We start from the raw sequence: 26,872 nt of genomic DNA on the forward strand, positions 1-26,872 counted from the left end.
ACCCGCTTCGTGCGACACCTGGAAAGGCGGCCCTTGGGTCGCCTTTCGTCGTTTCAGTGGATCGCGACGATGCTCAGCCCCAGGCTATGCCGCCCCGGGCCGAGCCGTTCGCAGCGCACCACGCGGGCTTCCAGTTCCAGGCCGGTGAGGGTCTCGTGGGTGGACGGGATGCTCACCCGCAGGTGGTCGCCCGGAGCCAGCTCGCTTTGCGCTTCCAGCAGCAGCCCGCTGGCGGACAGGTCCCGGCACAGGGCCACCGACTCGCGGCCTTCGCAGCGGATGGTGACCGGGGTGTCGAGCTTCATGCGGATGAAGTCGCGCTTCTCGCTGTAGTTGTGCTCGATGGGCTGCATGGGCTGATCCTCATGGTCGGGGCGATGGGGGGCGACTGGCAATCCTGGCGATTATCGTCAAAGTTTATACCGTGCGGACGGGATCGGACGGACAAAGGCGGATTTTCCGGCAAAGGTCAACGGCTTGAACTGCTCAACGGATGGGAGTACCGTCTGCGCCTTGTCGAACCCCGTAGCCGCGCTGTTGTCACTTACAATAAGCGCCTAGGACCCACTGTTTCCGGCGCCGTTTGCCTGGATGACCCATGCATAAAGTCAGTGCCACGCTGCTGATCATCGATGACGACGAGGTGGTGCGCGAAAGCCTCGCCGCCTACTTGGAAGACAGCAACTTCAAGGTGTTGCAGGCCCTCAACGGTCTGCAGGGCCTGCAGATCTTCGAAAGCGAACAGCCGGACCTGGTCATTTGCGATTTGCGCATGCCGCAGATCGACGGCCTCGAACTGATCCGCCGCATCCGCCAGACCGCTTCGGAAACGCCGATCATCGTGCTTTCCGGAGCCGGCGTGATGAGCGATGCGGTGGAAGCCTTGCGCCTGGGCGCCGCCGACTACCTGATCAAGCCCCTGGAAGACCTCGCGGTGCTCGAGCATTCGGTGCGCCGGGCCCTGGATCGCGCCTACCTGCGGGTCGAGAACCAGCGCTACCGCGACAAGCTGGAAGCCGCCAACCGCGAATTGCAGGCCAGCCTGAACCTGCTCCAGGAAGACCAGAACGCCGGACGCCAGGTGCAGATGAACATGCTTCCGGTGACGCCGTGGAGCATCGAGGGGCTGGAGTTTTCCCACCGGATCATTCCGTCGCTGTATCTCTCTGGCGACTTCGTCGACTACTTCCGGGTCGACGAGCGACGCGTGGCGTTCTACCTGGCCGACGTTTCCGGCCATGGCGCTTCCTCGGCCTTCGTCACGGTGCTGCTGAAGTTCATGACCACGCGTCTGCTCTACGAGTCACGGCGCAACGGCACGCTCCCGGAGTTCAAGCCGTCCGAGGTGCTGGCGCACATCAACCGCGGCCTGATCAATACCAAGCTGGGCAAGCACGTGACCATGCTCGGCGGGGTCATCGACCTGGAGAAGAACAGCCTGACCTACAGCATCGGCGGCCACCTGCCGCTCCCGGTACTGTTCGTCGACGGGCAGGCGAGCTACCTGGAAGGCCGTGGCCTGCCGGTGGGCCTGTTCGACGATGCGAGCTATGACGACCGGGTCATGGAGTTGCCCCCTTCCTTCAGCCTGTCGCTGTTTTCCGATGGCATCCTCGATGTGCTGCCAGGAGCTACGCTGAAGGAGAAAGAGGCTTCGCTACCGGAGCAGGTGGCAGCCGCCGGAGGCACCCTCGACGGGCTGCGCCAGGTCTTCGGGCTGGCCAACCTGGCGGAGATGCCGGATGATATCGCCTTGCTGGTGTTGAGCAGGAACCTTGCATGAGTACCGGTAAAATCCAGTTTGCCGAACAGAACGGCTCCTTCGTTCTGAAATTCGTCGGTGAGGTCCGCCTCACCCTGTGCTCGGCCCTGGATTCCACCATCGAAAAGATCTTCGCTGCGCTGAATTTCTCGGCGATCATCATCGATCTTACGGAAACCCAGAGCATCGATAGCACCACGCTCGGCCTGCTGGCCAAGCTGTCCATCCTGTCGCGGCAGAAAATCGGCCTGTTGCCCACGCTGGTGACCACCAATCCGGACATTACCCGTCTGTTGCAGTCGATGGGTTTCGATCAGGTGTTCAATATCGTCGATCGTCCGATTCCGTGTCCGGAGTGCCTGTCCGACCTGCCGCCGCAGGACCAGTCGGAAGATGTGGTGCGCGACAAGGTCCTGGAGGCGCACCGCATCCTGATGGGCCTCAACGAATCCAACCGCGAAGCCTTCCACGACCTGGTCAGCGCCCTGGAGCGCCATTAACCGGTCGATCCCTTCCCGAATTCCTGCTGAATCCTCCGCTGCGCCGGAACGGGACGCCCTGCATGCGCGTCCCGCCGGCAGCGGCGATCAGTGGCGGGTCGCCAACTGGTATTCGAGCTTTTCCTGGTCGCGTGCGAACAGGCGGATGCCTTCGGCCAGCTTTTCGGTGGCCATGGCGTCCTCGTTCATCTGCCAACGGAAAGCGCTCTCGTCGAGCACCTGGCGCGGCTCGCCTTCGCCCGGCAGCAGCAGGCGCGGCAGCTCGCCCTGGGCGTCAGCCAGTTGTTGCAGCAGGTCGGGACTGATGGTCAGGCGGTCGCAGCCGGCCAGTTGCTCGATCTGGCCGAGATTGCGGAAGCTGGCGCCCATCACCACCGTCTTGTAGCCGTTGGCCTTGTAGTAGCGATAGATGCGCGAGACCGACTGCACGCCGGGATCCTCGGCGCCGGCGTAGTCGCGGTTCTCGCTCTTCTTGTACCAGTCGTAGATGCGCCCGACGAACGGCGAGATGAGGAACACCCCGGCGTCGGCGCAGGCCACCGCCTGGGCGAAGGAGAACAGCAGGGTCAGGTTGGTCTGGATGCCCTCGCGTTCCAGAATCTCGGCGGCGCGGATTCCTTCCCAGGTGGAGGCGATCTTGATCAGCACCCGCTCGCGGTCGATGCCCTGTTCGTCGTACAGCTCGATCAGGCGGTGGGCGCGGGCGAGGGTGGCCTCGCTGTCGAACGACAGGCGCGCGTCGACTTCGGTGGAAATACGTCCGGGAATGACTCCGAGGATGTCCTTGCCGACTGCCACGGCGAAGCGGTCGCAAGCCAGTCCGGCGTCGCCGCCGCTACCCGCGGTAGCCTGTCGAAGGTGCTCGGCGTAGCGCGGCAGGGCAGCGGCCTTGAGCAGCAGCGACGGGTTGGTGGTGGCGTCCACCGGCTTCAGGCGGGCAATGGCATCGAAGTCGCCGGTGTCGGCGACCACCGTGGTGTATTGCTTGAGTTGTTCCAGCTTCGAAGTCATGGCGAGGTCTTGTCAGGTGGGTTCTTGGGAAGAAGAATCCCCCGACCTTACCCGAGCCGCAGGCGCGGCTCAATGGGAGCTATCGCCCCGCCAGAAGTTCCAGCGCCTGGTCGAAAACCCGTAGCGGATCGGCGGCCTTGTGCACGTCCACCGAGAGCAACTGGCGGAATCGCCGGGAGCCGGGGAAGCCCTGGGCCAGGCCGAGGATATGGCGGGTCACGTGATGCATCGCGCCGCCTTCGGCCTGGTGTCGCTCGATGTACGGACGCAGACGGAGCAAGGCCTCGCTGCGACTGAGCGGCGGCGCTTCGCTGCCGAACAACTGGCTGTCCACCGCGGCCAGTAGGTAGGGGTTGTGGTAGGCCTCGCGACCGAGCATCACGCCGTCGAAGGTCTGCAGGTGCTCGCGGCAGGCCTCGAGGGTCTTGATGCCGCCGTTGAGGACGATCTCCAGGTCCGGGAAGTCCTTCTTCAATTGCGCCGCGACCTCGTAGCGCAGCGGCGGCACCTCGCGGTTTTCCTTGGGCGAGAGCCCTTCGAGGATGGCGATCCGCGCATGCACGGTGAAGCTCCGGCAGCCGGCCTCGCGCACCTGGCCGACGAAATCGCAGAGTTCGGCATAGCTGTCGCGCCCGTTGATACCGATGCGGTGCTTCACCGTCACCGCTATCTCCACCGCATCCAGCATCGCCTTCACGCAGTCCGCCACCAGCGCCGGATGCCCCATCAGGCAGGCGCCGATCATGTTGTGCTGGACCCGGTCGCTGGGGCAACCGACGTTGAGGTTGACCTCGTCGTAGCCGGCCTCTTCCGCCAGCCGCGCGCAGGCCGCCAATTCCGCCGGCACGCTGCCGCCCAGTTGCAGCGCCAGCGGGTGCTCGCACTCGTCGTAGCGGAGGAAGCGCTGGCGATCGCCGTGCAGCAACGCGCCGGTAGTGACCATCTCGGTGTAGAGCAAGGTGTGACGGGACAACTGGCGCAGGAAGAAGCGGCAGTGGCGATCGGTCCAGTCCATCATTGGCGCAACGGAGAAGCGGCGGGAGAGGGCGGCGGGGATGGTAGTCGGTTCTGGGCGCATCGGGACTTCGGCAGGGAGAGCGGAGCAGGGCGAGGGATTTTATCAGGTATGGAGGTGGAGGAGGGGCGCGATGAGCGTGCTAGTGTGAATGCGTGCAAGAGCCGAGGCTGGTGGGATGCCGAGATGATTATAAGTCTGCCGTCGGTCCGGCACCTGTATTCATTCAAGAGTTTTTCATCAGGAATTTTTTCAATATTTATTTTTGAAGAATTTTATAGTTGGCCGGGTAGTCAAGGTTTGTAGGGTAGAGCTGTTGAGTGGTGGCGAGTGTGTTGGCCTAATTTGACCGAAGGAGTGAGGGATGAATACTTATTTTGATATTCCGCATCGGCTAGTGGGAAAGGCTCTGTATGAATCATATTATGATCATTTTGGCCAAATGGATATATTGTCAGATGGAAGTTTGTACCTAATATATAGGCGGGCAACAGAGCATGTAGGTGGTAGTGATGGGCGTGTTGTTTTCAGTAAACTGGAGGGTGGTATTTGGAGTGCGCCTACAATAGTTGCCCAGGCGGGAGGACAGGATTTTCGAGATGTAGCTGGTGGGACGATGCCTAGCGGAAGGATCGTCGCGGCCTCGACGGTTTATGAAACAGGAGAGGTGAAGGTCTATGTATCTGATGATTCAGGTGTGACATGGGTACATAAATTCACATTGGCTAGAGGTGGGGCGGATTATAATTTTGCTCATGGAAAAAGTTTTCAAGTAGGGGCGCGCTATGTGATTCCTCTTTACGCGGCGACGGGAGTCAATTATGAACTGAAATGGCTAGAGTCTTCTGATGGCGGAGAAACGTGGGGCGAAGGAAGCACGATCTACAGCGGGAACACACCATACAATGAGACTTCTTACCTTCCTGTGGGAGATGGCGTAATTCTGGCTGTAGCCAGAGTAGGATCTGGTGCCGGAGGAGCGTTACGTCAGTTTATAAGTCTGGATGACGGCGGCACATGGACTGATCAGGGTAATGTGACTGCACAAAATGGTGACTCTACCGATATTCTCGTAGCCCCTTCTCTCTCCTATGTTTATTCTGAGGGAGGTACACCACATGTAGTTCTCTTATACACGAACAGAACGACTCATTTTTGTTATTACAGAACAATCCTGCTGGCGAAAGCCGTAGCAGGCTCCTCCGGCTGGACGGAGCGTGTTCCTGTGTATAGTGCGCCAGCCGCCTCCGGTTATACTAGTCAAGTCGTTTTGGGAGGTCGAAGAATACTGGGTAATCTATTCAGGGAGACGTCTTCTACGACGTCGGGAGCTTATCAGTTTGAAGTGTATCTGGGAGGAGTCCCGGATTTTGAGTCAGACTGGTTTTCTGTTTCTTCAAATAGTTTGTATACCCTGAGTCATGGACTCCAGAGGTCGCCGCGTCGGGTGGTCGTTGAGTTTGCAAGGTCATCGAGTCCATCAACATGGAACATTGTCATGCCCAGTTATTTCAATGATGGAGGGCATAAAGGCAGTGGGGCTCAGGTTGAAGTGGGTAGCTTGAGTATTCGGCTTGGAACTGGAGCGGCAGTATGGGGTACGGGATATTTCGGAGGAATCGACAATAGTGCCACGACTCGATTCGCTACCGGGTATTATCGGGTCAGAGCATGGATTTAGCTGCCCACTGACTAGAAATCAAGCGGAGCGATTGCTGAATCGCATCTACCGGAAGGGCAGGAGGTCCAGCTTGCTCGGCCCATTAAAAACTGCAGCGGTAAGGGTAGGCTGCCACCGTTTTTCAGTCACTGACAAAACCTCCGTAATATAGTGCTTACACCTGGTACATCTGGAAACTCTCCGAAGAGACTGGCGTGGCCTCAATGCGCGCGGGATTACCACTCTTCCGGATGTGCACGTTTCCCGAGCCTGGCCTGCCAGACAACGCCGCTCCCAACGCCTGGAGGTCTGCGGAGGCGTAGAACCAACGAGGGCCGTGGCAGCTCCTGGCCCTGCCGGTGTGCCCCTGCCGACCTAGTTCATTTGAAATATTGCGATCCAGGCTGGGGCCAGTAAGATGGGCCGTCCGACGACCCGCACCAGCCTCTATCAAGGATCGATGCATGAGACTGCCCCGCCCGCGTTTTGCCCTTTCCGCCGCCTTGCTGCTTTGCCTTTCCGGTTGCGTGTCGGAACTCGATTCGGGCGCCTATGGCAGCATGGACGATCCGCGCAACGCGCAGATGCTGGACCTGGTGGACCAGGCGCTGAAGGGGAACATGGCCGTGGTACTGGTGGCCGACGTGATGCCGCACAAGTCCCTGAGCGATGCCCTGACCATGACCCAGTGGACGCCAACGGCGATCTGGGAGTACGAGAAGGACCCGAAGGTGACCTTCGGCCGCAAGTTCCAGACCAACGCGCTGCAGCGGAAGCCCGACGAGACCTATCTGTTCAAGGCCTTCGAGGTGCATATCCTGCCGCCCGGCAAGTACCTGCTGACCGGCGGCGACGACTACCAGATCCATGGCTTGCTCGACCAGATCGGCGCCCGCAGCGGTCCGCCCGGTTCGGGCCATGGCGCCAACGGCACCGCGTACCTGTCCCCCGAGCTGTATCGCGAGTACTACCGGGAAGAAGTCTGGAAAGATGCCACCTATGGCAGCGAGATCAAGACCGAGAAGGTCTGCACCGCCGTGCATGTGGCCTCGGGCGCCTGCGTGAGCTGGGGCGAGCAGCAATACACGCAGACGACCCAGGGCTCCCAGGCCGGCTATTACCAGCAGACCGATTCCCGCGACGTGCCCTCGATCAAGGTCCAGGCGCGCCTGCCGGTCGACAAGGCGCTGGCCAGCTTCAGCGTGCAGGGCGGGCAATTGCTGCTGGCCCCGCGCATGCACCTGAAGACCCCCGGCTACAAGTACCAGCAGTCGAAGTGCCGGGCGATCGATCCGAAGAAGATCGAATGCCCATTGGAAAACCTGACCGTCTACACCTGGCCGGCGCCGATGGACTTCAGCCAGTCCCTGATCGCCCAGCGGGCCCTGAGCGACAAGCACCGGCAACTGCTGTCCAGGCTCCAGCCCCTGCAGATCACTCCGCTGCGCAAGCAGGGCATGGAAGACCCGGTCTGGGGCGTGCCGCTGTCATTGAAATAGCGGGTGTTCGCTCAGGGGCGCCGGGTGCCGCCCCTATCCACGATCGGCAGGGAAGCGTTTCCCCACAAAGGAAGGTGACATGAACGTATATCGCAAGGTTTCCCGCAGTGCCGCGACTTGGCTGTGCGCCGTGCTGCTGGCCGCATCCGGCCATGCCTGGGCCGAAGACTGGTGGGTGGTACACAAGGGCGACGACCCTGCCGAGCTTGACGTGTTCCTGGCCGATGCCGATTCGCTGGCACCGGTGCCAGGTATCGAAAACGCCTGGCAGGTGCAGATCGCCATGCTGTTCGACTCCTTCCATCTGCTCAGCGCGCATCAGTACCGCTGCGATACGCGAGAGGTGAAGGTGGTCAATGCCAAGACCTTCTCCAACAACGGGCAACCCACGAACCTCCAGTTCACCTTCGCCAAGGGCTGGACCCCGCTGCCCAACGAAAGCCATGAGGCTGTCCTCCAGTTCATCTGCGCGCCGCAGCAACGCGAACGCAACGGCATGCGCTCCACCGGCAGGGGCGTGCCATTGCAGGCGGTGATCACCGCCGTCGGCATGGTCGAGATGGAGCGCGCCCAGGCCAATCTCGCCGAGGCCCGGCGCAAGCTCGAAGAGGCCAAGAGCGATCGCGTCATGGGCGAACTCGATCGTCTGCTCGGCAACGAGCCCCGGAAGCCCTGAGCCGCTCTGACTGAAGCAGGGTGGTGAGGCGAGGCGGTTCGGGCCGTTTTCCGGAACGATCGGCGTAGGTCCGGAAGGCGCGTCGGGAGGGTATCGATGAAGTGGTATAGCCGCATCAGCCTGGGGCTCAGCCTCGCGGTCGCGAGCGCTTTCCTGGTGGCGTACTGGCGATCGCTCGACAGCCATAGCTATCCCAATATGAATGCGCCTGGGCTGTTCGCCTACCTGCTGGTCTTTCCTGCCTGCGCCCTGTTGCTGCATTCCCCTGCGTTGGCATTCGTGCTCCAGCAGCGAAAGCTGGGGAGCGCTCGCGAAAGAGCGCTGCAATGGATGATCAACCTGGCGCTGTGGATGGCGCCGCTTTGTTTCATCTTTTCCAGTCTTTAATCAGGCACTCGCGGCTCCCGCGAGTGTGGAACTCGAGTAAGCGGACTGCTTTGACATCTCCCTTGCTAGCGGCGGAATACAGGTGCGTCCTTTGAATCGCTCAGCGCTTCGGCGCAAAGACCATCTTCACCGGCGCATCGCCCTTCAGGCGCGAGCCGTCCGCTTGGTTGCCGGGCTCGAAGCCAGGGTGCCAGGCCCTGAGTTCCGTATCGGACAGCCACTCCAATTGCAATTCGTCCGCGGATGCGCGCAGGTCGAATTGCGCCAGCGACTGCACGACTGAATGGCACTTTTCCGATTTCCCGGTTTCGAGGAGGGAGACCTGTATTTCTTCGCCCCAGGTGATCGAACCTTTCTCCGGGCATTTCCGAACCTCGACGTGGTATTGCCCGTTCGGCGACGGCAGGTCGGAAATCAGCTTGTCGGGGCCGCAGGCGGCGAGGAGTACGCTCAGTATCAGCAGGGAGCTTTTTTTCATCCATGACCTCTGTGGAAATCTCGGAAAGGAATTCCTCTCTTTTCCTGGCGGAAAATGGGCAGGAAGCGTGCCTGCCCATCCTACGCGCGGACTGCTGGATCTGCCCATGGGCATCCACAGCTTCGTAGATGAGCGATATCAGATGGCACTGAGCGATTTCAGGATCAGATAGGTGCAGATGAGCACCCCTGCCATGGACAACAGGCCCAGGGCGACAATGCTGAGTTTCATCGGGTTTCCTCGTTGAACTGCGATGGGCTGCTGTATCAAGGAGGGGAGAGGCAGCAGGTGAGAGGGAAAGCCCCGGGGGGATGAGCGGCCCCCGGGGCTTTGGTGACCACCATAGGAGAAAGTCACCTTGATAAGGCTAGCCCTGTTTCGCTGTGCGGCAAGCGAAGCGGTATCGCTTTTCCCGCAGGATCGGGGGAAATGCCTAGCCATACCGCAGTGATGGCCACGGAGGGTCCATGCGCCTCGTCCATTTCCTGATTGCCCTTCCCGCCGCGCTGCCGGCTGAGCCTCAGATAACCGCGCGGCGCGGGTTCAGCGGTCGTCGCCGATCTCCAGTTCGATGAAGTCGATGACTCCTGCCGCGCGGTTGTCGAGGCGCTCGAGTTCCTCGCCGTCCAGCGTCTGCAACAGCGAGGTGCCGTGTTCCAGGCGTTCGCCGGAGGCATGCGAAGCGGCTTCGCGGGTAGGACTGAACAGCCAGGCGTGCGGATGTTGCGCGCGCCAGGCGGCACGGGGCGAAAGGCTAACCTCGGTGCCCGCCGGGTAGTGCCAGGCGCCCAGTTGCAAGGCCTCGGCGAGTACCGTACCGCCGAGGCCGTACAGGCGGCGGTCGCGGTCGAAGGCCAGGGCGCCGCCGCTCAGCGCGATGCCGCGCACCGACACCCGTTGCCCGGTTTCCGGCATTACCCGCCAGCGCTCGGCGTCGCGGTAGCCGTCGGTGTAGACCATGCCATCGCTGGCGAACAATCGCGCACCGGCGGGGAAGTCGATGTCGTCGGCGCGGTTGCCGGTCGCCAGGCTACAGCCTTCGAAGGCGGCGGGACGCCCGTCGCGCTCGCTGGAGAAGGCGATTTCCTGGCTGGCGTCGCAACGCCAACCTTCGATCTCGGCGACGCCCTCGCCACGCAGGCGCAGCGAAGTGGGATGGACGCCGGTGGTTTTCCATGGGGCCTGCGGGTCGTCCTGCTCGCTCTGCAGCCAGCGTTGCAGGTGGCGGGTGGCGACGCCGCGGATCGTCACCGGGGTGGGGAATTCGGCTTCGCGGAAGCTTTCTGGCTGGTGCTTGAGTTCCAGCTTCAGCCGGGTGCCGGCAGGCATCTCGATGCCTCCGAGGCGCGAGGGGCGCTCGAGCACGGCGCTGTGCGCGGCTTCCTCGCGCGCGCGTTCGCGCTCGTACTGCCAGAGACCGATCTCCAGCCAGGCGCGCAGTCCCAACGGGATCAGCAGGAGCAGCATCAGCAGGCTGCGGCTCGGCCAGCGGCGGCGCAAGCGCTGGCGCGCGCGCGGGCTGAAGGCCAGGAGCGATAGCCAGACCAGCAGCCAGATGCCGGCGACGAACGACGACAGGTAGATGAGCGGGACGATCAGGGGAAGAGGGGCGACGGGGATCACGCGGGCGTCCTTGCGGGTTGGGTTCCATGACGTCTCCGGCGCGGCGTGCCGGGTACCTGTCAGAGTTTACAGGGCGCGTCCCGATGCCGCAGCGGCAAACTGTCTTCAGGCCTTGCCCGCCGGGGGCCACGCCCTGGAGAGGGAGGCGCTCGGGGACGGAATCGGCGAAGTGACGATTCAAGCCCAGGCGCGACGGGCCGATGGCGTGGTTATCGGTTTCTGCAGTCCAGTGGGGAAAAGCCAATGAACGAAAGCGTCGCCAGGGTGTTCGATCGGATTCTGCGGGGGCTCGGGTTGAAGACCCTGAACGCCCAGTTCCTACTGTCCTATGCACTGATGTTCGGCCTGGCCGCCTGCGCCTCGGTGGCGTTGTACCTGAGCATGTCGATCTCGCCGGAAACCATCAACGTGGCCGGTGCGCAGCGCATGCTCAGCCAGAAGATGGCCCGCGAGGCGCTGCAATTGCGGCTCGGCGCCGGCGACCCAAAGGCCCTGGCCGCGACCATCGCCCAGTACGAGCGCTCGGCCGCCGACCTGGATGCGGGCAATGCCGAGCGCAACGTGAGCCGGATGGGCGCGCCGGAGATCGCCGCCCAGCGGCAGAAGGTGGCGCAGATCTGGGGCCGCTATCGGGCCATGCTCGACCAGGTGGCACAGCCTGCCAGCCAGGTCGACCTGCGCGGCTTCTCGCAGTATTCCACCGAGCTGTTGGGCGAGCTGAACAAACTGGTCTCGCTGATGAGCGCGCGCGCCGACAGTGTCCAGCACACCCAGATGTGGATCGCCTTCGGTTGCCTGTTGGCGATCCTGGTGCTGGTGGTGCTCGGCCGGCAGTTCGGCCTGGCGCCGCTGATGCGGCAGTTGCGCGGGTTGGAGGTGGCGCTGACCGAGGTCGGTGCGGCTAACTTCACCCATGCCCTGGCGGCGGGCCATGCGGACAACGAGATCGGCCGCATCGTCGCCGGCTATGAGCGGATGCGCCAGGACGTCAGCGGTCTGCTGGCGAACGTCAAGCGCAGCGCGGCAGAGACCGACAAGGACGTGGCCGAGGCCCTGGAGCAGGCGCTCGGCGCCGGCGACCAGGTGGCGCGCCAGCACCAGGACCTGGACCAGGTGGCCACCGCGATGAACGAGATGAGCGCCACCGTGGCCGAGGTCGCCCGCCACGCCAACCATGCGGCGCATTCCACCCGCGACGCCGCGGCCCTGGCCCACGAGGGACGCCGTCTGGTGGAGCACGCCAGCAGCCAGACCGGTGCCTTGGCGGAGGAACTGGAACAGACCGCCCTGGCGCTGAACACCCTGCACCAGCACGCCGGCAGCGTCGGCCAGGTGCTTACGGTGATCAGCAGCATCGCCGAGCAGACCAACCTGCTGGCGCTCAATGCCGCCATCGAGGCGGCGCGGGCCGGGGAGGCCGGGCGCGGCTTCGCCGTGGTGGCGGATGAGGTGCGTTCGCTGGCCAACCGTACCCAGCAGTCGACCCAGGAGATCCAGGGGCTGATCGAGCAGTTGCAGGACGGCGCCAACGATGCGGTAGCCGCCATGCGCGGTAGCGCCAGCCATGCCCAGAGCAACCTCGCCGAGGCCGACAGCGCGGCCCAGGCGCTGGGGCGCATCGTCGCCACGGTGGAAGAGCTGGACGGCCTCAACCAGCAGATCGCGACCGCCGCCGAGGAACAGAGCCAGGTGGCCCAGGACATCGACCGCAACATCACCAACGTCTCCGGACTCTCCGAGCAGGCCCACGAAGGGACCGCCGCAGTGCTTTCGGCCAACCAGAGGGTCAAGGAGCACATGGCTGGCTTGCGTGTGGTGCTCGGTCGCTTCCGTACCTGAGGTTGGCTGCGGGCGTCGGCGCTAGTCGGCGGACAGCTCGCGGATCAGCGCCACCGTCAGGTACAGGCGCGGGGCGATGCTGGATAGTTCGAGGTATTCCGCCTCGCTGTGCAGGCCGGCGCCGACCACGCCGAGGGTTTCCAGCACCGCCGGTTTATCGCTGCCGGGCACGTAGGCGTAGCCGGCGTCCGTGCCGAAGCGCATGGCGATCGGCTCGATGCGCTTGCCGATTCGACCGTAGAGCGTCTGCGCGGTTTCCGCCAGGCGCTGCGAGGCGGGGTTCTTCACCAGAGGCGGACGACCCTTGTCGAGACGCAGACTGACTTCGGTATCGGCGATCAGGCGTTCGCCGGTCAGCTTCCGGGCGTCGGCCAGTACCCGCTCGCTCTCGGCCGGGTCCGAGTAGCGCATGTCGGCTTCCGCCGAAGCCTCGGCGGGAATGATGTTGCGCTTCTCGCCGCCCCTGGCGAGGGTCCAGTTCAGCGTGGTGCCTTTCGCCGGATCGCCGAGGTCCTTGAGACGCAGCAACTGGTGCGACAGTTCGAGAATGGCGTTGCGGCCTTGCTCGGGTGCCGAGCCGGCATGGGACGAGCGACCCTTCACCTCGAGCAGCAGGCCGTCGATGCCATTGGTGGCTACCGTCACTGCGTCCCGGTCCGGCGGCTCGTAGGAGAAGACGTAGTCCTGCTGCCGGGCCAGCTCGGCGATCAGTTGCTTCGAGCCGGCGGAGCCGGTTTCCTCGTCGGGATTGAACAGCACGGTGATCCGTCCGTAGTCCCTGAAGCCTTGCTGCCTGAGCAGCGCCAGGGCATGCAGCACCATCGCCACGCCGCCCTTGGCGTCGGCCACGCCGGGTCCGTAGGCGCGCTCCGCGCCCTCGCGGAACGGACGCTTCGCCGCGCTGCCGGCGGCGAACACGGTGTCGTAGTGAATCATCAGCAGGAAGCGCTTGCTGCCGGTGCCATCGAGGGTGGCCACCAGGTTGTCGCCGGCCGAGGGCGTCGCCAGTGCGCTGCGGACTTGCGCGCCGAGCGCCTGCAGGCGTTCGGCGAGCAGCGCGGACAACTGGCCGAGGCCTTCGGCCTGGCCGGTACCGCTGTCCACCGCGACCAGTTGTCGGAGCGTGTCGAGGTAGGCCGGGCGTTCGGCTTCGGCCTGGCGCAGCAGCTCGGTGGCTGGCGTGTCGGCAGCGAAGGCGGCGGGCGAAAGCAGGAAGGCGAGGGCGAGCGGCAAGAGGTGGGGCAGGCGGCGGGCGTGCACGGAAGGTCCTCGTCTGGTGGGCGGAGGCGGCGCGGTTGTGCGCCGCGGTATCCGATTGACCTTAGGTCATGAGACGGTTTCCGCCAGCAGCGCCTCGACCTTGCGCCGCAATTCTTCCAGCAGGGCCCGTTCCTCGGCCGAATAGTCGCGCGGTCGGCTGTCGAGTACGCAGACGGTGCCGTACGGGGTGCCGTCGGGCGCATGAACCGGATAGCCAAGGTAGTTGCTCAGGCCGAACTCGACTTCATCCTCGTTGCCGGCCCATTCCGTCTCCTGGCGCGAGTCGCGCACGTGCAACGGGGCGTCGCGGTCGACCACGCGTTCGCAGTAGAGGGGTTGGGCGCCGTCTTCATGGACGCTCTTGCGGCCTTCGGCGCCGATCGGGTAGGTGTCCTCCAGGCGTCCGGCGGAGGCCTCGACGCGCATGTGCCGGGGCAGGGAACGCATGATCAGCACCGACGGCACGTCGAGCCGGCGGGCCAGTGCGTCGATATCCCGGCGCAGGGATTCGAATCGTTCGGAGGATTTCGCCATGCCCGGCCTCGCCCATGTCTGGTGGATGAACCGCGACTGTAGCGGCGAAAGGGGGCTTGGCCTAAATACCCTTTGTTGCGCTCCCCCTCGCTCGAGCGCATAAGCGCCCGGCTGTCACTCCTCGGTCGAGCCGGGCAGGTACTCCAGCAGGTCTCCCGGCTGGCACGCCAGGTAGGCGCAGATGGCCTCCAGGGTAGCGAGGCGAATGCCCTTTACCTTGCCCTGCTTGAGCAGCGACAGGTTCTGTTCGGTGATGCCGATGGCCTGGGCCAGGTCCTTGGACCTGGCCTTGCGCAGGGCGAGCATGACGTCCAGCCTGATTTCTATGGGCATGGCGGACCTCAGACGAACTGGCGGTTTTCCTCGGCGAGCAGGGCGGCCTTGCGCTGGATGCGCGCGATCACCATCACCGAGGCGGCGGCGAACAGGCTGACCAGTTCCGCCGAACCGAAGCTGAGACTGACGATGCGTTGCCCCTGGGGTTGGAGGAAGGTGACCCAGACCGTCAGCAGCGGTTCCAGCAGGAAGTTCGCCAGCACCCAGCAAGCCAGGCACAGGCCGACCTTGCCGAGCAGCGCCGCGGCCTCTTCGCAGAAATACTCGCCGCACCCGTAGTGCTGGAACAGCCTTCGCAGCGCCTGCAGTCCACTGGCCAGGACCAGCAGCGGCAGGCTCAACAGGAGGATGCCGCCGAGGGCCTGCCAGAGCGGCATGTCCCGCGCCACAACGCCGAGGTCGCCGGCGACACCGGTGGCGGTGAGGGCGAAGCCGAGGCCGTGCTCGCTGGCGAGGTTGGGGAAGATCCAGCACGCGGCGTTGAGCAGCAGCATGCCGGCGATCAACAGCAGGGTCAGGGTAGCCATCAGGCGGCTGTAGCCGGCCAGGCGGTCGCTTGTCATCGGGGGTACTCCTGGGAAGGTGGGCAGGCCCCTCGGAAACGAGGGAAACCGGAGTGATCATAGTTTAATAATAAATTATCGTAAAACGATAATTTCATGATCGCTGCATCCGGCCTGGAGCGCTCCGCAAAATCCCCTCCGTGCCCGCCGGGGGCACGGAGGGGAAGCGTCCTACTTCTGCAGCAACTGGACGTTGTCGATGAACATCGACTCCTGCTGGTTGCCGCTGAGGATCATCAGTTCAGCGCGCTTGATCGGCCCCTTCGGCAATTGCACTTGGCCGCGCAGGCTGGCCCAGCGGCCATTCTCGACCACCTTGTAGCCCAGGGGCAGGTACTCGCCGGGCCGGCCCTGGCTTTCCAGGTAGAGGTAGGCATAGGTCATGGCCTGCGGGCCGCGACCATCGCCGACCCGTACGTCCGCGCTGAACGCGTAGGCCCGGCCTGCTTCCAGGTTGCCCAGCAGGCTGGTGCTGGCGCCGGTGCCGGCGTAGCGCCGCTGGTAGGCTTCCAGGGCCAACCGCCCGGCGCTGGCGACGCGCGTGGCGCGGGCGCTGGCATGCACACCGCTCCAGCCGCCGATGCCGCTCTCGAAGTCGTAGGCGATGCGCTTCGGCGCCGGCGGTACGCTCGGCGGCGCGGCCTGGGCTTCCTGCAGGTTCATCTCGTCGACCAGCAGGCTGGCGCCGCTGTCACTCCAGACCGCCACGTAGAGGTTGCGCTGGTCGGCGGCGGGTCGGTAGTCGAAGGTCTTCTCCAGGCGACTGAACTCGTTGCCGCTGACCGACAGTTCGACGCTCTGCGCCGGGTTGTAGGCCAGGGCGCCATCGGCGCGTTCGCTGAGCAGCGCCATGCGCACGGTTTCACGGGTATTGGCGGCCTTGAGCATGACCTTGCCGCTCAGCCGGTAGCCGCTGCCGGCGCGCAGGGGGGCAATGGGGCGGACCAGCAGGTCGAAGCCACGCACGTCGACCAGCAAGGCATTGTCGCGGCAGCCCTTGGCGACGTTCACCAGGCTCAGTTGGGCGTTGCCGGACCATGCGCGCCAGCCTTCCATGCTGGCGAACTCGCCATCGCCGAGCAGGCCGCCGAGCTTGGCTTTCGCGCACCATGGCAGGTCCGGCGGGGTCGGCGTGTCGCCGCCGGAGCCCGGGTTGAGCGTGCCGGGTACCTTGGTCGGGCGAAAGTCGGCGATCTGCGTGGCCATGCTGTTCAGCGCGCGTACGGCGTCGGCGTGTTCTTCGCGGCCGCAGGGCTGGTTGGCGCATTCGGCGTTGACCAGGCGTGGGTTGGCGAAGAACGGTGCCTGCTTGTTGGTGCCGAAGGCGTGCGGGTAGGCCATCACGGTGGCGAAGCGCCCCTGCACGCCGTAGCCGCGGCTCCATTCGTAGGTGCCGCTGTGGGCGTAGCGCGGATCGTAGTAGCTGGACTCCAGGTCCTGCTCGTAGGAGTGGCGCAGGCCCATGTTGTGGCCCGCCTCATGGGCGAAGGTGTTGAGCCCGCAGTCGACCCCGGTGAGGTTGTAGGCGATGTCCTTGGCGTTGCCGTGGAAGAGCCCGCTGTTCTTTTCGCCCGAGCCCATGTAGCCGATGCCGCAGGTGATGTAGCCATTGCCGCTGTTCTGCGAGCGGTTGACCAGGCTGACCAGATCGGCGCCGTACTGCTCGCGCAGGCGCTGCACCTGCGGGTCGCGCATGAAGCGATCGAGGTTGGTGCCGGTCACCGTCGGGTAGTCGGCCCAGTCCAGGCGTTGCTTGTGCACCAGGCGCAGGCGCAGGTCGACGCCGCTCTTCTCGTAGGCGGTGTTGGCGAACTCGATGTAGCTGGCGATCCGCGCATCGATGTCGCGGCCATTTGCGGTCTGGGTCGCCGCGGGGGTGTAGAGCACCATGATGTCGACGGTCTTCGGCGCGGCCTGGGCGGCAGAGGCTACCGCCAGGGCGAGGGTGGAGCAGAGCAGGGATTTCTTCATGGGTTGCCTGTGTTCGGACAATAGGAAGCCATGGCGCCCCGAGGGCACCGCTGGGAAAACATGCTGGGAAGGTGGGCTCAGCCCTGGGCGGGCGGCGGCATCGGTGGCAGCTCGGCGAGCGGCGCGTCGACATGATCGCCGTGCGGGTCGCTACGTGCAGCGATGTCGTTCTCGTCGATCACGCGGGTCTTGCCGCTGCGGTTGTCGACGATGATCGAGTAGCTGCCGTCGAGGGTGGCGACATTGATGTGGGTCTCCAGGCTGCCGCGCACCACGGTCAGGCTTTCCGCCTCGTCGCCGTCCACCAGGCCGCCGCGCCAGACCGGCAGGCCGGCGCTGTTATGGGTGCTGGCGAGGCGCGCCTGCAAGGGCCGCTCGCGACCCGGCAGGCTCATTTCCAGCACCTGGCCGAGCGCCAGCGTGTCGAGCAGGGTGGGTTCGACCTGCGCCAGGTATTCGGGAATGCCCTGGGCGCCTTCGCGGCTGCTCAGTTCGCCTTGCCAGAGCGTCACCCGCTCGCGTGGCGCGGGCGCTGCGACGGGGGCCGGGGCGAGCATGTGGGTAGCGTCCGCCGTCGACGCCGCGAGCGCCGCTGCCGGGGCGGTGACTGCCTGGGCGGCGGGGGACTGGCGGGCCTGCGGCGGTGTCTCGGGCGGAGCCGGGTCGAGCAACCAGCCGCCGATCAGCGCACCGCCGATGGCGGCGGCCGAGGCTGCGTAGATCCATGTCTTGGCCACGTTGTTTCTCCTTTGAGTGAACGTGGCGCGGAGTCTAGGAAGAAGCCTCTCCCGGCGTGGCGGCAACCGTTCACATTTGCGCCAGGCCGCGCGCCGGCGTGACGAAACTGCGAATCAGGCCGGAGCGCTGCGGGCGCCAGGTCACGTGCGCTCTGTGCGCTGCGGCAAGGCTGGCGTTCGGCTGCCACGCTGTTCGCGGCGGAAGGCCCCGGGCACCTGGCCGACCTCGCGCTTGAAGAACTGGACGAAGTTGTTCGGCTCGTCGAAGCCGATGCCATCGTCTACGGCAGCCCCACCTATATGGGCGGACCGGCCTGGCAGTTCAAAAAATTCGCCGATGCCACCTCAAAGCCCTGGTTCGTCCAGCTGGCTTCGCTGATGCCTCGCGCTGGCTATGGGGTGTCAACATTCCGGCCGACGCTGGCATGTTCGCCCATCTCCAGGCGACCCGACACGGCCTCTAGCCGCGCCGGGGCATCAGCCTCGCGCCAGTTGCAGGAGGCGGGCGCGCTCCTGCATCAGCGGCCGGCAACTGCGGATGCCTTCGACGATGCTGTAGAGGCTTTCGATCTGCTGCTGGCTGAGGCTGTTGTTCTGGGCCCAACCGAGCAACTGCAGCCAGGTCCAGCGGGCGATGGTCTCGCTCTGCGTCTCGGTCTTCCTGCGGTCGTCCCCGTCGCTCTGTCCGACCAGGGTTTCCACCAGCCCCGAGGCGCACAACGGCAGCAGCTCCCGGTACTGCTCCGGGTGCGTGTCGCGCAGGCGACGCAGGGCCATTATGGCGGTGGTTATCGAGTCTGAATCCAAGCTTTTGTTCACAGTTCACTCCTTGTGCGTACAGGCTGGCGGCTGGTGGATCCCTGGGCCGCGAGCAACTGTTCGATGAAACGCGTCAGCTCTTTCTTGAACTCGGGTGTCAGGCTGGACACCTTGAGGATGAGCTCGGCCAGCTCGTCCTCGGGGCAATAGAGGTAGGCCATGGGGACCTGGAGGACCATGGCCAGCTGTTCGGAAGTCCGCATGTTGGGGGAGTGCCGTTCGCGTTCGTATTGGTTCATCCGTGCGCTGGCGGAAAACTCGTCCATTCCCACCAACATGCCCAACTGCTTCTGCGAGTATCCCGCTCTGATTCTTGCGGCTTTTAGCCGGGTACCTAGCATCCATACAACTCCCGTCCCGTTGGCCCGCTCGCTCAAGGTTGGGCAAATCTGGACAAGATGGAAGCTCAGGAATCCTTAGTTTTCGCCGTGCCGGAGGCTCTGTCGTCCGGGGCGGCGCGCGGTTTCGACGCCGTGTACGAGGCTGCGGCGGGGATATGCGTCGATGTCGCCGAGATCGCGCATGCTCCGGTTTTCTCGCGGCGAGCCGGAGTATATGCGAATTGCATAAAAACGAATGCCGCTTCGTCGCCTGGGGGCGGCGGGTCGTCGTCTCGCCAGAGGGGCGGGCATCGGCGCCGAGGCGGCGGAAAACGGTGATCGGGACGATACTCAGGGGAGGTCGGCGACGCGGAACCAAGCTTCGCCTCCCAGGGCTGATAGTCGGGTTTCACGCAGAGGTCATTCCCATGAGAACAACAAGCATCCGCCGTGTCGCTGCCGTCCTGGCAGCGCTGCACCTGCTCACCTTCGCCGAGGTTCCGCTCGCCCAGGCGGCGATGATCGGCACCGCCGAGGTCATGCAGCAACAGCAGCACAACCTCGATCGCCAGCAACTGCTGAAGATGCTCGACGACCAGGGCGTACAGAAGAAACTGGAGGCCATGGGCGTGCCCCGCGACCAGGTGGCGAGTCGCATCAACAGCCTGACCAACGCCGAGCTGGCACAGTTCAACCAGCAACTGGACCAGGCACCGGCGGGCGGCATCATCGGCATCATCGTGCTGTTCCTGGTGATCTTCATCATCACCGACATGCTTTGCGCCACGGACATCTTCAGCTTCATCAAATGCATCAATCGGTGAGGCGGCTGGCAGGGGCGCTGCTGCTCGCCGCATTGCTCGGCGGCTGCGCGCAGCCGCCGAGGCTGCCGCCGGAAAGCGCGGCGCTGCCCGCACGGGTGGAGCTGCGCGACGTGCCGTTCTTCCCCCAGGAAGCCTACCAGTGCGGTCCCGCCGCGCTGGCCACGATGCTCGGCCAGCGCGGCCTGGCGTTGACGCCGGGACAATTGAAGGACGAGGTGTTCATTCCCGGTCGCGAGGGCAGCCTGCAATTGGAGATGGTCGCCGCGGCGCGCCGCCACGGCATGCTGGTCTATCCGCTGCAAGACGGACTGGAGAGCGTGCTCGAGGAGGTCGCGGCGGGCAACCCGGTGCTGGTGCTACAGAACCAGGCTTTCTCCTGGTGGCCGCGGTGGCACTTCGCGGTGGTGGTCGGCTTCGATCGGGAGCGCCGCGAACTGGTGCTGCGCTCGGGCATCACCCGGCGCTGGGTCACCGACTTCACCAGCTTCGAATCGACCTGGAAGCGTTCGGGGCGCTGGGCGGTGCTGACCCTGCCGGGTGACCGCCTGCCGGCCACGGCAGCGACGGTTCCGTGGCTCAAGGCCGCCAGCGACAGCGAGGAAACCGTCCACCCCAAGGTTGCCCGGCGCGCCTACGAAGAAGCCGTGCGACGCTGGCCTGAGGACGCCTTCGCCTGGTTCGCCCTGGGCAACAGTCGCTACGCCGCAGGCGATTCCGCCGCTGCCGAACAGGCCATGCTCACCAGCGTCGAGCGTCGCGCGGATTTCGCCGCGGGTTGGTTCAACCTGTCCCAGTTGCTGGCGGAACGCGGTTGCGCGGCGCCGGCGCGCCAGGCGCAGGCCTGCGCGCGGGCATTGCAGCCTGGGGAAGCCCGTTTCGCCGCGGCCTTGCCGCAGGCCGTCGCACCCGCGGCTCGGTGCGCCGAGCTGCCGGCCTGTCCCGTTGGCGCACCGCCCCGCTGAGGCGGCCCAGCCGAAGGTTGTCGGAACCCCGTTCCAGCGAGACGGCTCTATACCTGGGTGGACCCCACTCAGGTGCAGAGCATGGCCAACGACAAGCAGACTTCGACTCCCGGCCCCCGACAACCGGCCAAGGGCGGCGCGGCGGGCAAGCGCCAGGGGCGTGCAGCGGAGGGCGCGCGCAAGCCGCGTGCGCGCGGCGAGGAGCGGAAAGAGAAACCGGCCGACGGACGTTCCGCCACGGCGCTGACCGCCAACGAGCGGCGGGAAATCGACGACAAGCAGCCACCGCGCGCCGCTGTCCTGCACGAGGTGATTCGCGTCCAGGGCGAACACGAGCTGCAGCGCACGCTGGCGGCGCTCTGGTGGTCGGCGGTGGCGGCGGGACTGACCATCGGCCTCTCGTTGATGGGCATGGGCCTGTTCCGCGCGGCCCTGCCCGAGCAGGAATGGGCGATCATCGTCAGCAGCTTCGGCTACCCCATGGGCTTCCTGGCAGTGATCCTCGCCCGCCAGCAACTGTTCACCGAAAACACCCTGACCGCCGTGTTGCCGGTGATGACCGAGCCGACCCTGGAAAAGGCCTGGCAACTGTTGCGTCTCTGGAGTGTGGTGCTGTTCGGCAATATCGTCGGTACGCTGCTGTTCGCCTGGGCGGTGCTGCATCTGCCGATCTTCAATGAAGCGGCCGACGCGGCGTTCCTCGAGATCGGCCGCGAGGTGATGCACAACGACCTGGCGCAGATGTTCGCCAAGGGCATCGTTTCCGGCTGGATGATCGCCACCATGGTCTGGCTGATCCCGGCGGCGGAGGGCGCGAAGATCTGGATCATCGCGATGGTCACCTACCTGATGGCGCTGGGCAGCTTCACCCACATCGTGGTGGGCTCGGCGGAGGTAGGCTACCTGGCGTTCGCCGGGGAAATCGACTGGTCCGAGTTTCTGCTGAAGTTCGCCCTGCCTACCCTGGGCGGCAACATAGTCGGCGGTAGCCTGATCTTCGCCCTGATCAGTCATGCGCAGATCCGTAGCGAAGGTTGAGGCGCGGACAGAAAAAAAACGGCACCCCGGGGTGCCGTTCTACCGACGCGGACTAGACCCCGAGCTTGTCGCGCAGGCTGTAGTACCAGGCGCCGATGGCGGTGAACGGTACGCGGAACAGCTTGCCGCCGGGGAAGGGGTAGTGCGGCAGGCCGGCGAACGCGTCGAAGCGCTCGGCCTGGCCGCGCAGGGCTTCGGCCAGGACCTTGCCGGCGACGTGGGTGTAGGTCACGCCGTGGCCGCTGCAACCCTGGGAATAGTAGATGTTGTCGCCGATGCGGCCGACCTGGGGCAGGCGCGAGAGGGTCAGCAGGAAGTTGCCGGTCCAGGCGAAGTCGATCTTCACGTCCTTCAGTTGCGGGAAGGTCTTGAGCATCTTCGGCCGGATGATCGCCTCGATGTCCGCCGGATCGCGAGCGCCATAGATCACGCCGCCACCGTAGATCAGGCGCTTGTCGCCGGAGAGGCGATAGTAGTCGAGCAGGTAATTGCAGTCTTCCACGCAGTAGTCCTGCGGCAGCAGGCTGTGGGCCAGTTCCTCGTTCAGCGGCTCGGTAGTGATCACCTGGGTGCCGCAGGGCATCGACTTGGCCGCCAGTTCCGGGACCAGGCCGTTGAGGTAGGCGTTACCGGCGACCACGATGAACTTCGCCTTCACTTTGCCTTGCGGGGTATGCACCACCGGGCTGGCGCCGCGCTCGATGCGGGTCGCCGGGCTCTGCTCGTAGATTCTGCCGCCGAGTGACTCCACTGCCGCCGCTTCGCCGAGGGCGAGGTTCAGCGGATGGATGTGGCCGCCGCTCATGTCGAGCATGCCGCCTATATAGTTGTCGGTCGCCACCACCTCGCGGATGCGCTTGGCGTCCATGATCTCCAATTGGTTGTGGCCGTAGCGTTCCCACAACTGTTTCTGTGCGCGCAGGTGATCCATCTGCTTCTCGGTGAAGGCGGCGAACACCCCGCCGTCCTTCAGGTCGCACTGGATACCGTAGCGGGCCACACGCTCGCGGATGATGCGCCCGCCTTCGAAGGCCATCTCGCCGAGCAACTGCGCTTCGCGCTTGCCGACGGTGCGCTCGATCACGTCGATGTCGCGGCTGTAGCTGTTGACGATCTGGCCGCCGTTGCGCCCGGAAGCGCCGAAGCCGACCTTGGCGGCTTCCAGTACGGTGACCTTGAAACCATTCTCCAGCAGGAACAGGGCGGTGGAGAGGCCGGTATAGCCGGCACCGATCACGCAGACGTCGGTTTCGACCTCGCCCTGGAGTTCCGGGCGGGGCGGCGCGGGATTGGCCGACGCGGCGTAATAGGAGGAGGGGTAGGGGGTGTGCGGCATCTTGCACCTCTGTTTTTTATTTTTTACGGATGCCCGGATGCTACCCGAGTCGAAATCGGCCGGCTAGCCTCCGTGCAAAATTTTCAACGGACCCCATGAAAATAAAAATTCCACTTTTTCAGAGAGTTAGCGAAAAAAAAGCTTGACGGTGTTTTTGGGGTCTGTAGAATGCGCGCCATCAGCAGGCACGTAGCTCAGTTGGTTAGAGCACCACCTTGACATGGTGGGGGTCGTTGGTTCGAATCCAATCGTGCCTACCAAACAAATCCCGCACTGCTGGCGGGACAAGAAAGGCGATCCGAAAGGGTCGCCTTTTTTCGTTTGCGCCCCGAAAAAGGCCGCTCGGCCCGTGCTCGCCTGGGCTCGCGCTTCATCGCATAGCCGCTATTGACAGCAGGGGCGGTCTTTTCCGACCCTAGCGCCTTCACGGATGATTCAGGCGACAAGGCTCATGACGACCTCTTCCGGTTCGCGTATCGGCGGACTTCTTCACGCTTCCCTTTTTTCCCTGCTCGGACTCGGCCTCCTGCTCGCCGGCGGTTTCAAGACCGTCGAGCGGTACCATTTCCTGCGTACTGCGCAGGAAGCCCAGGGGACGGTCAGCGCCTTGAATGCCGGCGGTTCGCATCCGCAGATCGATTTCACCAGCGTTTCCGGCGAGCGGATTTCCTATCCCCAGGGCGGCTTCATCTTCGGCTACCAGGTGGGCGAGCCGGTTCGCGTCCTCTACGAGGCTGGGCGGCCGGCGGCCAGCGCGATAGTCGACGATGCCGGCGCGCTCTGGGGAACCAGCGCTTTCCTCTGCGGCTTCGGCGCACTCTTCGGTATTGTCGGGTTCAGGGGATTGCTGGGCCTGCGTTCTTCCCAACCGACCTCAAAAGGACATTGAAGTCATGTCGCAACTTCCCATTCCCTTGCCCCTCAACGAGAGTCGCTGGCGCTATGTGACGGCCAGCGGCGGAGGTGTGACCGTGGCCTTCCTGGCGGGTAGCGGCGGCTCCATCACGTTGCTCTCGCCGGAGGGTGAGAACGTGTCCTTCCGCTATGGCGGGGTGGGCGGCGGGATCGGACTGGGCATGCGCCTGCCGCGCTTCGGCAAGGTCAACCTCAATGTCAAGGGCAAGAGCGTTGGCGGGGCCGGTGCGCTGGAGGCGTTGCCGAGCACCGGAACCGTCTTGGTCGCGGACGGCCTGGTGGGGCGCGACCTGTCCCGCGGCGACTTCACCGGGCCCTGCATGTATGTCGAACTCGGCGCGGGAGTCATCGCCGGCGGTTCGGGCACGGCGATCCTCTTCGGCCTCGATCCCAAGCTGCTGGCGGCGGTGGCGCTGGCGAGCGCCTCGCCATTGACCGCCGCGCTGGGCGCCAGCATGTCGCGGCAATTGCTGCAATCGTCCCGTGGCGCCCTGTTGATGGCCGGGGCCAACGTCGGTGCACAGTTCGGCGGCGGCGCGGCGGCTTACCTGGGGGCGTTGTTCTGATGCAGGAGGGCGATCCGGGAGGATCGCCCTTTTTACTTTGCGCAGGCGTGCGGCGGCCAGAGCTTCGTTGAGTTCCATGGCCAGCGGGGCGGTGGCGGAAATCGTTACCGGCGTGGTGATCGTCAGTGTGCCGATCACGGGCATGCTGCGTTCCTCGCTTCGGTGCGCTCGGACGTCCGGCGCGGGGAACGGTCGTCGGAGATTCCGAACCGGCGTGGATCGATTCTTTCCAAACAAGCCCATCCACTCGTTCGAGGTGTCGTGCTTGTGTCCAGGTTGATCATGCCCGGAGGGCCGTTGTCGCAAGAATCCGATGTCCGGATCTTCTGTTCAGCCAAGGAGCGGCTGGACTTCTACCGGCGGGAAATCCACTACGAGACGGGCCAGCTATCCAGTCGGACCAACGCCTACCTGACGGCACAGTCGTTCCTGGTCATCGCCTACGCCTCGTCGATGGCCAACCTGAACCCGGCCTGGGGCGAGCTGTTCACCCTGGTGGTGCCGGCGCTCCTGGCACTGCTCGGGATCGTCAATTCCCTGCATGCCTGGCCGGGCATCCAGGCATCCTCGGAGATCATCTGCCACTGGCAGTTCAAGCAGTCCTGCCTGCTGCACAGCGATCCGGAAATCGGCCTGGCCTACGATGATTCGCCATTGTTCAGCGAACGCGAGGTCAACCGCGGCAGCTTCGAGAAAACCTTGCTGTTCTCGCGACGCGTGCCGTTTCTGTTCGCCGGCTTCTGGTGTGCGCTGGGCGTGTTTTCGCTCTGGTTGCAACTGGCCGGCTAGCGGCGCCGCGCTGCCGGTCTCAGTGGCTGGGCGGCAGGCACAGGTCGATGCCCAGCAGGCGGGCGCCCAGGCCGCGCAACAGATAGGTCTCGATGTGACTGCCGTCCGCACAGTCGAGCTGGTAGCCGAGGGCCAGACCGGCGGAAAGGAGGACGAAGAAGAACAGGCCGATGTGCTGGAGTTTGCTCATGATGCTTTGGGTCGGTGGCAGGAGGCAGGGGCGATTCTAGTGCAATTCGACGAGCGCCCGGAGTGGGTGCGTCCTTTTGCCGGCCCGCTGCGAACGGACGTTGACGTGACGGGCGGGCGCATTTATAAGTCCGCCACCTCCAGCGAGACGACGGTCGAACATGCGCGACGAAGACGACATCCACGAGCCCGAGCACGACCACCTGCTGGACAACGAATACCTGGAGGACGAGTTCGACGCGGCGTCCGCCGAAGACTACGCCGATGGCGGCGAGGAGAGCGAAGCCGGGCCGGCCTGGCAACCCTGCGCTTGCTGCGAGGACGTGCTGGTAGCGAGGGACGCGGACGGGCACTACGTTTGCGCGGAGTGCGCGGCGCTCGACTGACGACGGACCTTCCCTGGTGCGCCGTGTAGGGTTTCAGTCGCCGCCCTTCCAGGCGCCCTGGCTCGCCGCAGCGCGGAAGCGGGCGCGGTTGGTCGGCGTGTCGGCGGGTTCCGATTCACCGAAGATGGCTTTCATCCAATGGCCGTCGGTGGGATTGGGGAAGATCACGTACTTCTCGCCGAATGCCTTGCGGTCCTCGTCGAGCAGCCGGTTGCGCTGCATCACGTCGTCGACGTAGTAGCGGCGCTGGAAGTCGTTCAGGTTGTCGCCGAGCATCAGCAACACGTCGTACTGCGCGGCGATGGCCTTCTGCGCCGGCTCTTTATTCGAGCTGTCGCGCAGGATGGTCACATGCTCTGCGTCGGCGAACGGCATGCGCAGGGCGCGCATGTTGCCCAGGGCATACTCCAGGGTCTTTTCGCCCTGGTCGCGGCTGGACACGTAGAAGATTTCCACGCCTCGGGACCTGGCGTATTCGAGGAACTCCAGGGCGCCGGGGGTCAGGCTCGGGCCGTTGGCTGCGACCCAACGGTCCCAGACGGCGTCGTCGAAGAACTCCTTGTCCTGGCTGAGCAGGAAGCTCCAGTAGCTGTTGCTGCCGAGCAGTGTATCGTCGAGGTCGCTGACGATCGCCGGTTTCCTCGCCCCGGGCTGGCGCGCGGCCAGCGCCCGGTCCAGTCGATCGCGGGCAACGTTGAAGCCCTGGTAGTAGAGGGCGCGGTATTCGGCGGCGGTCTGCCGCCAGGCGACTGCGGCGGTGAGCAGGTTCGAGGCTGGCGTTGCGGCGGGCATCTGCTCCTGGGCGTGGAGCAGGGAGCTGGCCAGCAGCAGGGTGGCGGCGATTATTGTTGTTCTGGTTCGTGGCATGGATGGGTCC

The 26,872-nt window shown here is 64.7% G+C and carries 30 protein-coding genes and 1 tRNA gene; 15 read left to right on the top strand and 16 right to left on the bottom strand.

The window, feature by feature from the left end; translation table 11 throughout:
• Positions 1-53 precede the first annotated feature (53 nt).
• Positions 54-353, bottom strand: coding sequence for a cyclic di-GMP-binding protein PilZ (pilZ, locus tag AC4OR5_RS05910; protein WP_003104055.1), 300 nt, complete (start codon positions 351-353; stop codon positions 54-56).
• A gap of 245 nt (positions 354-598) precedes the next feature.
• Between pilZ and rssB the strand changes: the two genes are divergently transcribed.
• Both rssB and rssC read left to right on the top strand, forming a co-directional pair.
• Positions 599-1,783: a two-component system response regulator RssB gene (rssB, locus tag AC4OR5_RS05915; RefSeq protein WP_009313899.1), complete on the top strand. Its 1,185-nt coding sequence runs from the start codon at positions 599-601 to the stop codon at positions 1,781-1,783.
• A complete protein-coding gene (gene rssC / locus AC4OR5_RS05920; protein ID WP_003104052.1) occupies positions 1,780-2,262 on the top strand; it encodes an anti-sigma factor antagonist RssC in 483 nt (160 codons plus the stop codon). The genes rssB and rssC overlap by 4 nt, the downstream gene beginning before the upstream one ends.
• Before the next feature lie 87 nt (positions 2,263-2,349).
• On the opposite strand, the gene tal is transcribed toward rssC, so the two are convergent.
• Positions 2,350-3,273 carry a transaldolase gene (tal, locus tag AC4OR5_RS05925; protein WP_003090868.1) on the bottom strand — a complete coding sequence of 308 codons (924 nt, stop codon included), beginning with the start codon at positions 3,271-3,273 and terminating at the stop codon, positions 2,350-2,352.
• A gap of 79 nt (positions 3,274-3,352) precedes the next feature.
• A complete protein-coding gene (gene dusA / locus AC4OR5_RS05930) occupies positions 3,353-4,351 on the bottom strand; it encodes a tRNA dihydrouridine(20/20a) synthase DusA (protein ID WP_058160077.1) in 999 nt (332 codons plus the stop codon).
• A gap of 301 nt (positions 4,352-4,652) precedes the next feature.
• Here dusA and AC4OR5_RS05935 point away from each other — a divergent pair, with 301 nt between their 5' ends.
• The 4 genes from AC4OR5_RS05935 to AC4OR5_RS05950 all read left to right on the top strand — a co-directional run bounded on the left by AC4OR5_RS05935 (position 4,653) and on the right by AC4OR5_RS05950 (position 8,510).
• A complete protein-coding gene (locus AC4OR5_RS05935) occupies positions 4,653-5,969 on the top strand; it encodes a sialidase family protein (protein ID WP_023125712.1) in 1,317 nt (438 codons plus the stop codon).
• A 443-nt stretch (positions 5,970-6,412) separates the two neighbouring features.
• Positions 6,413-7,447 (top strand): hypothetical protein, encoded by a 1,035-nt coding sequence (locus AC4OR5_RS05940; RefSeq protein WP_033991165.1) that lies wholly within the window; start codon positions 6,413-6,415, stop codon positions 7,445-7,447.
• 79 nt (positions 7,448-7,526) lie between these two features.
• Positions 7,527-8,123, top strand: a complete 597-nt coding sequence (locus AC4OR5_RS05945; protein ID WP_023106373.1) for a hypothetical protein — start codon at positions 7,527-7,529, stop codon at positions 8,121-8,123.
• 96 nt (positions 8,124-8,219) lie between these two features.
• The gene (locus AC4OR5_RS05950; RefSeq protein ID WP_058160076.1) at positions 8,220-8,510 is read left to right on the top strand and encodes a hypothetical protein; all 291 of its coding nucleotides are present in this window, start codon (positions 8,220-8,222) and stop codon (positions 8,508-8,510) included.
• A 100-nt stretch (positions 8,511-8,610) separates the two neighbouring features.
• Here the strand turns inward: AC4OR5_RS05950 and AC4OR5_RS05955 are convergent, their stop codons facing one another.
• Both AC4OR5_RS05955 and AC4OR5_RS05960 read right to left on the bottom strand, forming a co-directional pair.
• The gene (locus AC4OR5_RS05955) at positions 8,611-9,096 is read right to left on the bottom strand and encodes a hypothetical protein (RefSeq protein ID WP_074222628.1); all 486 of its coding nucleotides are present in this window, start codon (positions 9,094-9,096) and stop codon (positions 8,611-8,613) included.
• Between the two features lie 435 nt (positions 9,097-9,531).
• Entirely contained in the window at positions 9,532-10,611 is a 1,080-nt protein-coding gene (locus AC4OR5_RS05960; protein ID WP_058160074.1) for a hypothetical protein, read from the bottom strand.
• Positions 10,612-10,854: 243 nt separating this feature from the next.
• Here AC4OR5_RS05960 and mcpN point away from each other — a divergent pair, with 243 nt between their 5' ends.
• A complete protein-coding gene (gene mcpN / locus AC4OR5_RS05965; RefSeq protein ID WP_003090853.1) occupies positions 10,855-12,450 on the top strand; it encodes a nitrate chemoreceptor McpN in 1,596 nt (531 codons plus the stop codon).
• A 21-nt stretch (positions 12,451-12,471) separates the two neighbouring features.
• Here the strand turns inward: mcpN and AC4OR5_RS05970 are convergent, their stop codons facing one another.
• From AC4OR5_RS05970 to AC4OR5_RS06005, 8 genes are all read right to left on the bottom strand, one after another.
• Positions 12,472-13,710 carry a M20/M25/M40 family metallo-hydrolase gene (locus AC4OR5_RS05970; RefSeq protein ID WP_058160073.1) on the bottom strand — a complete coding sequence of 413 codons (1,239 nt, stop codon included), beginning with the start codon at positions 13,708-13,710 and terminating at the stop codon, positions 12,472-12,474.
• A 66-nt stretch (positions 13,711-13,776) separates the two neighbouring features.
• Complete coding sequence (locus AC4OR5_RS05975; protein WP_003090851.1) at positions 13,777-14,244, bottom strand: GAF domain-containing protein; 468 nt, start codon at positions 14,242-14,244, stop codon at positions 13,777-13,779.
• A 114-nt stretch (positions 14,245-14,358) separates the two neighbouring features.
• A complete protein-coding gene (locus AC4OR5_RS05980) occupies positions 14,359-14,577 on the bottom strand; it encodes a helix-turn-helix domain-containing protein (protein WP_058151887.1) in 219 nt (72 codons plus the stop codon).
• Positions 14,578-14,585: 8 nt separating this feature from the next.
• Entirely contained in the window at positions 14,586-15,143 is a 558-nt protein-coding gene (locus tag AC4OR5_RS05985) for a DUF2975 domain-containing protein (protein WP_058160072.1), read from the bottom strand.
• Positions 15,144-15,314: 171 nt separating this feature from the next.
• Entirely contained in the window at positions 15,315-17,114 is a 1,800-nt protein-coding gene (gene mep72, locus AC4OR5_RS05990; protein WP_023106381.1) for a metalloendopeptidase Mep72, read from the bottom strand.
• Between the two features lie 77 nt (positions 17,115-17,191).
• On the bottom strand, positions 17,192-17,851 hold the full coding sequence (gene bamI, locus AC4OR5_RS05995; RefSeq protein WP_023106382.1) for a biofilm-associated metzincin protease inhibitor BamI: 660 nt from the start codon (positions 17,849-17,851) through the stop codon (positions 17,192-17,194).
• A gap of 477 nt (positions 17,852-18,328) precedes the next feature.
• The gene (locus AC4OR5_RS06000; RefSeq protein ID WP_023081420.1) at positions 18,329-18,670 is read right to left on the bottom strand and encodes a PA2781 family protein; all 342 of its coding nucleotides are present in this window, start codon (positions 18,668-18,670) and stop codon (positions 18,329-18,331) included.
• On the bottom strand, positions 18,667-19,011 hold the full coding sequence (locus AC4OR5_RS06005; RefSeq protein WP_003115217.1) for a helix-turn-helix domain-containing protein: 345 nt from the start codon (positions 19,009-19,011) through the stop codon (positions 18,667-18,669). Before AC4OR5_RS06005 ends, AC4OR5_RS06000 begins: the two co-directional genes overlap by 4 nt.
• A 407-nt stretch (positions 19,012-19,418) precedes the next feature.
• Between AC4OR5_RS06005 and AC4OR5_RS06010 the strand changes: the two genes are divergently transcribed.
• The 3 genes from AC4OR5_RS06010 (at position 19,419) to AC4OR5_RS06020 (ending at position 21,814) form a co-directional block, all read left to right on the top strand.
• Complete coding sequence (locus AC4OR5_RS06010) at positions 19,419-19,814, top strand: PA2779 family protein (protein WP_023081419.1); 396 nt, start codon at positions 19,419-19,421, stop codon at positions 19,812-19,814.
• The gene (locus AC4OR5_RS06015; protein ID WP_058160071.1) at positions 19,799-20,776 is read left to right on the top strand and encodes a PA2778 family cysteine peptidase; all 978 of its coding nucleotides are present in this window, start codon (positions 19,799-19,801) and stop codon (positions 20,774-20,776) included. The genes AC4OR5_RS06010 and AC4OR5_RS06015 overlap by 16 nt, the downstream gene beginning before the upstream one ends.
• Positions 20,777-20,857: 81 nt before the next feature.
• A complete protein-coding gene (locus AC4OR5_RS06020; protein WP_003090842.1) occupies positions 20,858-21,814 on the top strand; it encodes a formate/nitrite transporter family protein in 957 nt (318 codons plus the stop codon).
• A gap of 52 nt (positions 21,815-21,866) precedes the next feature.
• Here AC4OR5_RS06020 and AC4OR5_RS06025 read toward each other — a convergent pair whose 3' ends face one another.
• Entirely contained in the window at positions 21,867-23,150 is a 1,284-nt protein-coding gene (locus AC4OR5_RS06025; RefSeq protein WP_003114430.1) for an NAD(P)/FAD-dependent oxidoreductase, read from the bottom strand.
• A 183-nt stretch (positions 23,151-23,333) separates the two neighbouring features.
• On the opposite strand from AC4OR5_RS06025, the gene AC4OR5_RS06030 reads away from it, so the two are divergent.
• From AC4OR5_RS06030 to AC4OR5_RS06045, 4 genes are all read left to right on the top strand, one after another.
• Positions 23,334-23,410: transfer RNA gene (locus tag AC4OR5_RS06030), tRNA-Val, on the top strand.
• A 191-nt stretch (positions 23,411-23,601) separates the two neighbouring features.
• On the top strand, positions 23,602-24,039 hold the full coding sequence (gene tsi4, locus AC4OR5_RS06035; RefSeq protein ID WP_003099162.1) for a type VI secretion system immunity protein Tsi4: 438 nt from the start codon (positions 23,602-23,604) through the stop codon (positions 24,037-24,039).
• A gap of 4 nt (positions 24,040-24,043) precedes the next feature.
• Entirely contained in the window at positions 24,044-24,631 is a 588-nt protein-coding gene (gene tse4 / locus AC4OR5_RS06040; protein WP_058160070.1) for a type IV secretion system toxin Tse4, read from the top strand.
• 267 nt (positions 24,632-24,898) lie between these two features.
• Entirely contained in the window at positions 24,899-25,420 is a 522-nt protein-coding gene (locus tag AC4OR5_RS06045; protein WP_003119901.1) for a hypothetical protein, read from the top strand.
• 19 nt (positions 25,421-25,439) lie between these two features.
• Here the strand turns inward: AC4OR5_RS06045 and AC4OR5_RS06050 are convergent, their stop codons facing one another.
• On the bottom strand, positions 25,440-25,610 hold the full coding sequence (locus tag AC4OR5_RS06050) for a hypothetical protein (RefSeq protein WP_003090834.1): 171 nt from the start codon (positions 25,608-25,610) through the stop codon (positions 25,440-25,442).
• A 160-nt stretch (positions 25,611-25,770) separates the two neighbouring features.
• On the opposite strand from AC4OR5_RS06050, the gene AC4OR5_RS06055 reads away from it, so the two are divergent.
• Positions 25,771-25,995: a hypothetical protein gene (locus tag AC4OR5_RS06055; protein ID WP_003090833.1), complete on the top strand. Its 225-nt coding sequence runs from the start codon at positions 25,771-25,773 to the stop codon at positions 25,993-25,995.
• A 33-nt stretch (positions 25,996-26,028) separates the two neighbouring features.
• On the opposite strand, the gene AC4OR5_RS06060 is transcribed toward AC4OR5_RS06055, so the two are convergent.
• Positions 26,029-26,862: a 5'-nucleotidase, lipoprotein e(P4) family gene (locus AC4OR5_RS06060; protein ID WP_046602230.1), complete on the bottom strand. Its 834-nt coding sequence runs from the start codon at positions 26,860-26,862 to the stop codon at positions 26,029-26,031.
• Positions 26,863-26,872: the final 10 nt, after the last annotated feature.

This window comes from Pseudomonas sp. YA1 (genome assembly GCF_058680555.1).

Bases quoted from the DNA above. Each gene is read 5' to 3' on its own strand.
- pilZ (WP_003104055.1), bottom strand. From the start codon at position 353: ATGCAGCCCATCGAGCACAACTACAGCGAGAAGCGCGACTTCATCCGC.
- rssB (WP_009313899.1), top strand. From the start codon at position 599: ATGCATAAAGTCAGTGCCACGCTGCTGATCATCGATGACGACGAGGTG.
- rssC (WP_003104052.1), top strand. From the start codon at position 1,780: ATGAGTACCGGTAAAATCCAGTTTGCCGAACAGAACGGCTCCTTCGTT.
- tal (WP_003090868.1), bottom strand. From the start codon at position 3,273: ATGACTTCGAAGCTGGAACAACTCAAGCAATACACCACGGTGGTCGCC.
- dusA (WP_058160077.1), bottom strand. From the start codon at position 4,351: ATGCGCCCAGAACCGACTACCATCCCCGCCGCCCTCTCCCGCCGCTTC.
- AC4OR5_RS05935 (WP_023125712.1), top strand. From the start codon at position 4,653: ATGAATACTTATTTTGATATTCCGCATCGGCTAGTGGGAAAGGCTCTG.
- AC4OR5_RS05940 (WP_033991165.1), top strand. From the start codon at position 6,413: ATGAGACTGCCCCGCCCGCGTTTTGCCCTTTCCGCCGCCTTGCTGCTT.
- AC4OR5_RS05945 (WP_023106373.1), top strand. From the start codon at position 7,527: ATGAACGTATATCGCAAGGTTTCCCGCAGTGCCGCGACTTGGCTGTGC.
- AC4OR5_RS05950 (WP_058160076.1), top strand. From the start codon at position 8,220: ATGAAGTGGTATAGCCGCATCAGCCTGGGGCTCAGCCTCGCGGTCGCG.
- AC4OR5_RS05955 (WP_074222628.1), bottom strand. From the start codon at position 9,096: ATGGGCAGATCCAGCAGTCCGCGCGTAGGATGGGCAGGCACGCTTCCT.
- mcpN (WP_003090853.1), top strand. From the start codon at position 10,855: ATGAACGAAAGCGTCGCCAGGGTGTTCGATCGGATTCTGCGGGGGCTC.
- AC4OR5_RS05975 (WP_003090851.1), bottom strand. From the start codon at position 14,244: ATGGCGAAATCCTCCGAACGATTCGAATCCCTGCGCCGGGATATCGAC.
- AC4OR5_RS05980 (WP_058151887.1), bottom strand. From the start codon at position 14,577: ATGCCCATAGAAATCAGGCTGGACGTCATGCTCGCCCTGCGCAAGGCC.
- AC4OR5_RS05985 (WP_058160072.1), bottom strand. From the start codon at position 15,143: ATGACAAGCGACCGCCTGGCCGGCTACAGCCGCCTGATGGCTACCCTG.
- mep72 (WP_023106381.1), bottom strand. From the start codon at position 17,114: ATGAAGAAATCCCTGCTCTGCTCCACCCTCGCCCTGGCGGTAGCCTCT.
- AC4OR5_RS06005 (WP_003115217.1), bottom strand. From the start codon at position 19,011: ATGCTAGGTACCCGGCTAAAAGCCGCAAGAATCAGAGCGGGATACTCG.
- AC4OR5_RS06010 (WP_023081419.1), top strand. From the start codon at position 19,419: ATGAGAACAACAAGCATCCGCCGTGTCGCTGCCGTCCTGGCAGCGCTG.
- AC4OR5_RS06015 (WP_058160071.1), top strand. From the start codon at position 19,799: ATGCATCAATCGGTGAGGCGGCTGGCAGGGGCGCTGCTGCTCGCCGCA.
- AC4OR5_RS06020 (WP_003090842.1), top strand. From the start codon at position 20,858: ATGGCCAACGACAAGCAGACTTCGACTCCCGGCCCCCGACAACCGGCC.
- AC4OR5_RS06025 (WP_003114430.1), bottom strand. From the start codon at position 23,150: ATGCCGCACACCCCCTACCCCTCCTCCTATTACGCCGCGTCGGCCAAT.
- tsi4 (WP_003099162.1), top strand. From the start codon at position 23,602: ATGACGACCTCTTCCGGTTCGCGTATCGGCGGACTTCTTCACGCTTCC.
- tse4 (WP_058160070.1), top strand. From the start codon at position 24,044: ATGTCGCAACTTCCCATTCCCTTGCCCCTCAACGAGAGTCGCTGGCGC.
- AC4OR5_RS06050 (WP_003090834.1), bottom strand. From the start codon at position 25,610: ATGAGCAAACTCCAGCACATCGGCCTGTTCTTCTTCGTCCTCCTTTCC.
- AC4OR5_RS06055 (WP_003090833.1), top strand. From the start codon at position 25,771: ATGCGCGACGAAGACGACATCCACGAGCCCGAGCACGACCACCTGCTG.
- AC4OR5_RS06060 (WP_046602230.1), bottom strand. From the start codon at position 26,862: ATGCCACGAACCAGAACAACAATAATCGCCGCCACCCTGCTGCTGGCC.